Annotated in this window: 6 protein-coding genes; 3 read left to right on the top strand and 3 right to left on the bottom strand. The window is 42.3% G+C overall.

The features are described 5' to 3' along the window. On the bottom strand, positions 1-922 hold a 922-nt coding region (locus AACR09_RS05800), incomplete at its 3' end, for a sodium:solute symporter family transporter (protein WP_416222638.1). A 509-nt stretch (positions 923-1431) separates the two neighbouring features. Here AACR09_RS05800 and AACR09_RS05795 point away from each other — a divergent pair. Continuing rightward, complete coding sequence (locus AACR09_RS05795; protein WP_004733536.1) at positions 1432-2040, top strand: toxin-antitoxin system YwqK family antitoxin; 609 nt, start codon at positions 1432-1434, stop codon at positions 2038-2040. A 67-nt stretch (positions 2041-2107) separates the two neighbouring features. Here the strand turns inward: AACR09_RS05795 and AACR09_RS05790 are convergent, their stop codons facing one another. Then, positions 2108-2245: a hypothetical protein gene (locus AACR09_RS05790; protein WP_193836149.1), complete on the bottom strand. Its 138-nt coding sequence runs from the start codon at positions 2243-2245 to the stop codon at positions 2108-2110. 286 nt (positions 2246-2531) lie between these two features. On the opposite strand from AACR09_RS05790, the gene AACR09_RS05785 reads away from it, so the two are divergent. After that, entirely contained in the window at positions 2532-4085 is a 1554-nt protein-coding gene (locus AACR09_RS05785; RefSeq protein ID WP_193836148.1) for a methyl-accepting chemotaxis protein, read from the top strand. 850 nt (positions 4086-4935) lie between these two features. Beyond that, complete coding sequence (locus AACR09_RS05780) at positions 4936-5661, top strand: oligogalacturonate-specific porin KdgM family protein (RefSeq protein ID WP_017082728.1); 726 nt, start codon at positions 4936-4938, stop codon at positions 5659-5661. 138 nt (positions 5662-5799) lie between these two features. Here the strand turns inward: AACR09_RS05780 and AACR09_RS05775 are convergent. Beyond that, a partial coding sequence (locus AACR09_RS05775) for a 3'-5' exonuclease (protein ID WP_228010953.1) occupies positions 5800-6319 on the bottom strand: 520 nt, incomplete at its 5' end.

The raw sequence follows: 6319 nt of genomic DNA, 5'->3' as shown, positions 1-6319 counted from the left end.
ATAGGTAAGCGAAGTCAGCCGCTTTACTGCCAGCTTCTGGGTAAGCTGCTGCTAAATCAACACCTTGACCTGCCATGAACCATGAAGGCATGAACCAGATGATTGGACCCAGTGTCATTAGTACACAAGCAAGCAGTGCTGCTTTACGTGCGTTGTTTGAATCTTTCGCAGCAAGGTAACGGTAAGAGTTCAGCATGTTATTGGTGATACTGAACTGCTTCAAGAAGATGAACACCGCCCAGATGCTGAAAATGCTTAGGTAGTTAAGGTTATCACCCGTAATAAATGAATCGGTTGGGAAATCATTGATGATTTGCGTGACACCGCCACCGTGGTAGACCGCTACTACAGCACACGTTACGGTCACTGCCATGATGATAACCATCTGCATAAAGTCAGATGCGATTACCGCCCAAGAGCCGCCCGTTACTGACATCACCAGTACAACCAGACCCGTTAGGACAATCGTCGTTGTCATATCAAAGCCGAAGATACCCGATGCGATGATCGCAAGGCCATTCAACCAGATACCTGCGGAGATAACGCTGTTTGGCATGCCAGACCAAGTAAACACTTGCTCATTCACCTTACCAAAACGCATACGAATCGCTTCAATAACCGTCACAACGCGCAGTTGGCGGAACTTCGGAGCGAAGTAAAGGTAGTTCATTAGGTAACCGAATGCGTTCGCGATAAAGATAATCGCTACGGCAAAACCATCGGTAAAGGCTTTACCTGCTGCACCAGTAAATGTCCACGCACTGAACTGGGTCATAAATGCGGTTGCACCTACCATCCACCACAGCATATTACCTCCCCCACGGAAGTAATCACTCGTCGTACTTGTAAACGTTCGGAACATCCACCCTATTGCAATTAAGAATAGGAAGTAGATGCCAACTATCAGGGTATTGAGTTCCATCTTGAGACCTTTATTTATGTTTTTTGTTGAGGTCACTATAGATAGATGGCAAGCATATTTGTACTACAATAATCTAAATGCGTGACAGTGATCTTACAGTCTGAAACTCAATTAATCATACAAGTGATCGAGTTCAAAGTTGCACCACCTACGAGCATAATTCCTCAAGTGAGTGCAGCCATCCGTACTAGATTTCGACAAAAACCCCGAAAAACATGAACTAACCCTCTAAAAAACGAATGATTATCGACAAAAACTATTATTTGTCACGATCAAAGCTCAAAGAAGAACAGCAAAAATATCGTTAGATATAATTTATAAAAATGAATCAAACCAACACATTTGTAGTACAAATAGAATTGGGAATTCGCTTTTAAAAGTTCCCTATATTAGGTAGCCAATAATGAAAACTTGAAAACCACTATTAGATACTGACAGTGGTTCTCGAAAGTGAAATGCTTTTAACACACCAGTTACACTTTCCCCTCGTCCATTAAAAAGGTGTCATTATGAAGAAATACGTTCCAATCTTAATTGCTCTTAGTACGGTATCTTCTATGAGCTATGCAGCCACCAGCGATGATGCTGTTGACTACTTACAAATGCGCAAAGGTGTGGCTTATCAAGTAAACCACTCAAAACCCTTTACTGGTCAATTTGAAGAGAAGTTCGATAACGGCCAAGTCGCGACCCAAGCTCAATTTGCTGATGGCCTAGAACTTGGGTTAGAAACCAACTGGTACCCAAATGGCCAAGTTGCTTCTAAAGTGAATTACGTTAAAGGTGAACTGCAAGGTAAGGCCGAGACCTGGTATCCAAACGGACAGAAAAAAGCGGAGCTCAACTATAAAGACAATGAGCTGTCGGGTGTTGCCTCTCGCTGGTATCCGAATGGCGAACAAAGCCTAACAGCCGAATTCAGTGACGGGCAAAAAGATGGATTGGTAACGGACTACTACCCTAATGGCAATAAGGCCAGCCAAGCGAAATTTGATGAAGGCGAAGTAGCAAACGGGAAACTCACTCGCTGGAATACTAACGGAGACAAGGTTGAAGAACTGACCTTTAAAGACCACAAAGTTACGTCTAAACAGGTTTGGATGCCGACGGAAAGCTAATATTTAAGAACGGTTCTCACAGGGTTAGTCTCATACATATAAACGACTGCTGCGAATCCGCCTGCAGCTAACCGTCTGCTGCAAACCCGTCTGCTGCTAACCCGTCTGCAATTAAGCGACCAGAGCAAGAGACACAACAAGAGAAGACAAGAAAAGAGAAACGAGCATTCATGTGACTAAGCGTGAATGTTCGTGGCTTTTTCACTTGCTCTTTTCTCTACCACTTCCCCTCATCACTTTGGTCCGACTATACCTCAATCTCTCGTTATTATTTACAGCACTCCATCTAGTGATAAAACAATCACCAATAGTCATTGAAAATAATAAATATTTAACTTGCGCATAACCTTTCCATAAAATACTGTAAGCAAACGTTTCCGTTGCGAGTCAGATCCCAGTTATCCGCTTGTAAGCTACTGATCACGCAAATAAGAGAAACGAGATTCCCAAATACGTTGTTGAGTCATATTGTTTTGCTTTGGTGCCTGCCTATGAAAATTAAAACCTCCCTTTTTAGCCTTGCTTGTTTATCCATTATTTCGTTATTGGTTGTCGTCTCATTCACTGAAATGGCAAACCTAAAGCTGATCAAACTTGAGAAAACCCTGATCAAGGTGAAGTCGCTTGAAGTTTCGATGCTTCAACTAAATCGAACGGAACTAGAGTTTCTGATCAGTCACGACAAAGCCCTCAAGCCTGAATTCGCCAAAGAGTATTCACACTTCCAACAGTTGATGAATAGCTTCTCTGTTTTACTTGAAGAGTCAGACATAGCGGTGCCTGAGTTAGACAAACTGAATCGAGAAGTAAAACAATACGACAAAGATTTTTCCTTGATGGTAGACGCGATAGAACGCAACCCAGAAAAGGTCAGCGAACTGAAATCAGAAATGAAAATGCTGTTTGAAGATATCATCTCGATATTTACCGGCGTTGAAGGTCGTTTAGAACAACAGGTCGAATCGATTCAACAAACCATCACTACGTTTATTGTGAGTTCCGTAATCGCCGTCACTGGATTACTGATCGCACTGTCCTTTGGGATCTCATCGCGTGTCGCTAAGAAGATAGCCTCGTTAAACGCAACCATGTTGCACGTATCCCAACAACGTGACTTTACCGTTAAAGCGGAAGACAGCGGTTCAGATGAAATTGCGGATATTGCCAAGTCATTTAACACCGTATTAGAAGATATTCGCCAACTTGTTGGTCAAGTACAAGGGTCGATCCAAGAGCTCGGCAACATTTCGAACCAGTTGCAACACGACGGTATAAAAGTGGAAAGCGCTTTAAACAAGCAGCAACGACAAACAGAAAATATTGCGACCGCGATAAATCAAATGGGCAGCAATATCCAAAGTGTTGCGACCAATAGTGAAAATGCATCAGCAAATGCACAGACCAGCTTCTCCACGGCAAATGATGGCCTGAACGATGTGGCCTTCACCAGAGACACAATCAATACGCTTTCAACTGACTTAGTGAGTGCGAGTGAAGAAGTGAATCGCCTTTCTGTGCACTCAGAAAAGATCAATACCGTACTAGAAGTGATTAAAGACATTGCTGAACAAACCAACCTACTCGCTTTGAACGCCGCTATTGAAGCAGCGCGCGCTGGAGAGCAAGGTCGTGGTTTTGCGGTCGTCGCCGATGAAGTGAGAACCTTGGCTGGCAGAACACAGCTTTCAACCGAAGAGATCTCAACCATTATTCAAGGGGTTCAAGATCAAACCCAAATGGTGGTTAACACGATTCAAAATTGTTGTGAAAAAGGTAACAGCAGTGTCGACTCTTGTGAGAAGGCACATTCAAGAATCACATCGGTTATCGCAGACATGGAAACCATTCTAAATAACAGTTTAGAAGTCTCCAAAGCTATGAAGGAGCAAAGTGAAGTTACGTCAGAGATCATCGAAAACGTAGATGCCATTAAACAGCTGACACTGACGAATGTAACGAGCGCTTCAAAAAACGCCGCTTCTGCAACTTCAGTAGTAGAACAAACAGACTCACTTGAACGCGCTGTCATCAACCTAAAAGCTTAGCTCTTAAGCCGCGGCTTACACGTTTTTGCTTATCAAACTATTCTCTACTCAAATTTCAGATAAAAAAACGCTCATGTTGCCTGTATCAACATGAGCGCAAGGGTAGATCTTCGACTACCGTCTCCTACCTTTCTAAACGAAAGCAGAAGTTATAATTAGAATAGTTGGGAGCAATAATCAAAATGCTTTCGCAAGCACTTCAACAATTTCTTCTTTGTCGCTAATAAGAACAGCGGGTAACCATTCGAACCCTGTTCATTCCTATCAAGTTCGTACTCATATAGCAGGCTATGTCACTGCCTCGCCTACTACATTTCAAACCTTCTCTGATTGAGCTTTAAATCACCTCAAGTAAATGCCTCATGTTCTTAAAGCGGTGGATTTAATCCATTTAGCTTCAAGACCGTTCTTACTTATTCGGCTTCACACTGTCAGTGCATGTAATCAACACAGCAAAGTTATGTGTTGCTACAGAAAGTTAGTAAATAATAATGTATTACAAATAAAAATGATATCTAAAGGTTCAATTTTTTGCTGTAGCGCACATTTATTGACGAACAAAACTCTTCAAAATCATTATCAACATCCAAATAAACCACTAAGAATCATCAACTTACCAGAGCAACTCAACTTTGTAACCCTTTGTAAATAGTGGTTTTGTCCCAACAACACGATCAAATTCACAGATTATACGCCTTCAAATCGTTAGCATATTTGTATTATTTAAATGCAAACAAATTTGAAATAACCAAGAAATAATTTCAATAACAAAATGCATTGAAGACAAGAACTACTCTATTTGGCTTGTAATTATGGCCAATACTCAACCTATAAATATGGAATTAATACCATGAATAAAACTAAAATCGTGATTGCTGTGGCATCTGTACTCGCTGCTGGCTCTGTATCTGCGGCGTCTTTCGATATGAGACACGAATACAAGAGTCATACAGATCAACACGCTACTCGTGTAAAACTGGGCGATAGCATTGGCAACTTCCTTGTAGATATCGAAGCGAAATTCAAGGGAGAAGACGGTAAATTCATGGAAGATTTGAAGAATAACGGTTGGGAGCTTGGTCTAAATTACCGCCATGTACTAAACGATAACTGGACCATGACTTACGGTATGCCAATTGAAGGTCGCGAATCTGGTGTTACGTACAAACCTCAAGTTCGTGCAACATACAAAGTGGATAGCGTTGATGGCCTAAGCCTAAGTGCTCGTTACCGTTACGATATGAGACAAAATACTAGCACGACTGAGTACGAGCTCGACGGTAATGGTGACATTGTCGGTGTTGAGAAAAACATTGAAAACCAACGCCGCCACCGTCTAACGGCAAACGTTAACTACTCAATGGAAAACTGGCGCTTTGGTTTAGAAGGTAACTACTACAAAGCGGATGGATATGACATCTACGACAACGACGATACCAACTACGAGTTGAACGCAAGTATTCGCCACATGATGGGTCAATGGGCACCATATGTAGAGTTTGGTGATGTGAGTACTTCATCGACTAAAGCGACTCGTGAGCTCCGTAGCCGTGTTGGTCTAACTTACAGCTTCTAATCGATAGCTATATAAATAATCTAAGATAATTACTGTCCTAATTTTCTAAGACCTAAACAAAAGCCAGCTTAATCGCTGGCTTTTCTTCTTTCAAATCAATTCATTCAAATAAGAGCCGAGTACTTAACGCTCCTCACCCTAGTGACTGATCCGATAGAGAAATGCAACGGTCACTTCATCGTTAGGCACAACTCGCTTCTGCTGAGCTAAAAACAATTCCGCAGTTGATACTGCATCAGCAAGCGCATTATGATTGTTGTATTCAGGAAGCCCGTATCTTTCACGAGTGCCTGCTAGAGTCAAATCCACCTCTTCATGATTGCTGATCGCTTTCTCCATACTCTTTTCGATACACAATGTGTCTAGCCAAAGCAGAGGAATCGCTCGTAAACCATAGCAACGAAGAAGATATTGGCTAATGAACCTCTCTTCTACCATGCAAGCGTGCGCGACAATAATCTTGCCTTTCGCTGCTTCGAAGAACGTCAGCATCGCATCATGAATAGAAGCGCCCTCTTCCAACATTTGCGGCGTAATATGGTTAATCACGGCGGTTTCGGCGTTGATCTGCGAATCGTTATCCAGATAAATATGCTTGGCGGACGCTAAGTCTATTCGCCCCTTGACCACATCGACCCAACCCATGGACAAAATCAGA

The sequence above is a fragment of the Vibrio sp. OPT20 genome, from assembly GCF_963889365.1.
GTDB lineage: Bacteria > Pseudomonadota > Gammaproteobacteria > Enterobacterales > Vibrionaceae > Vibrio > Vibrio splendidus.
Note: the sequence above shows the minus strand (reverse complement) of the source record. Positions and strands in the feature narration are given on the sequence as shown.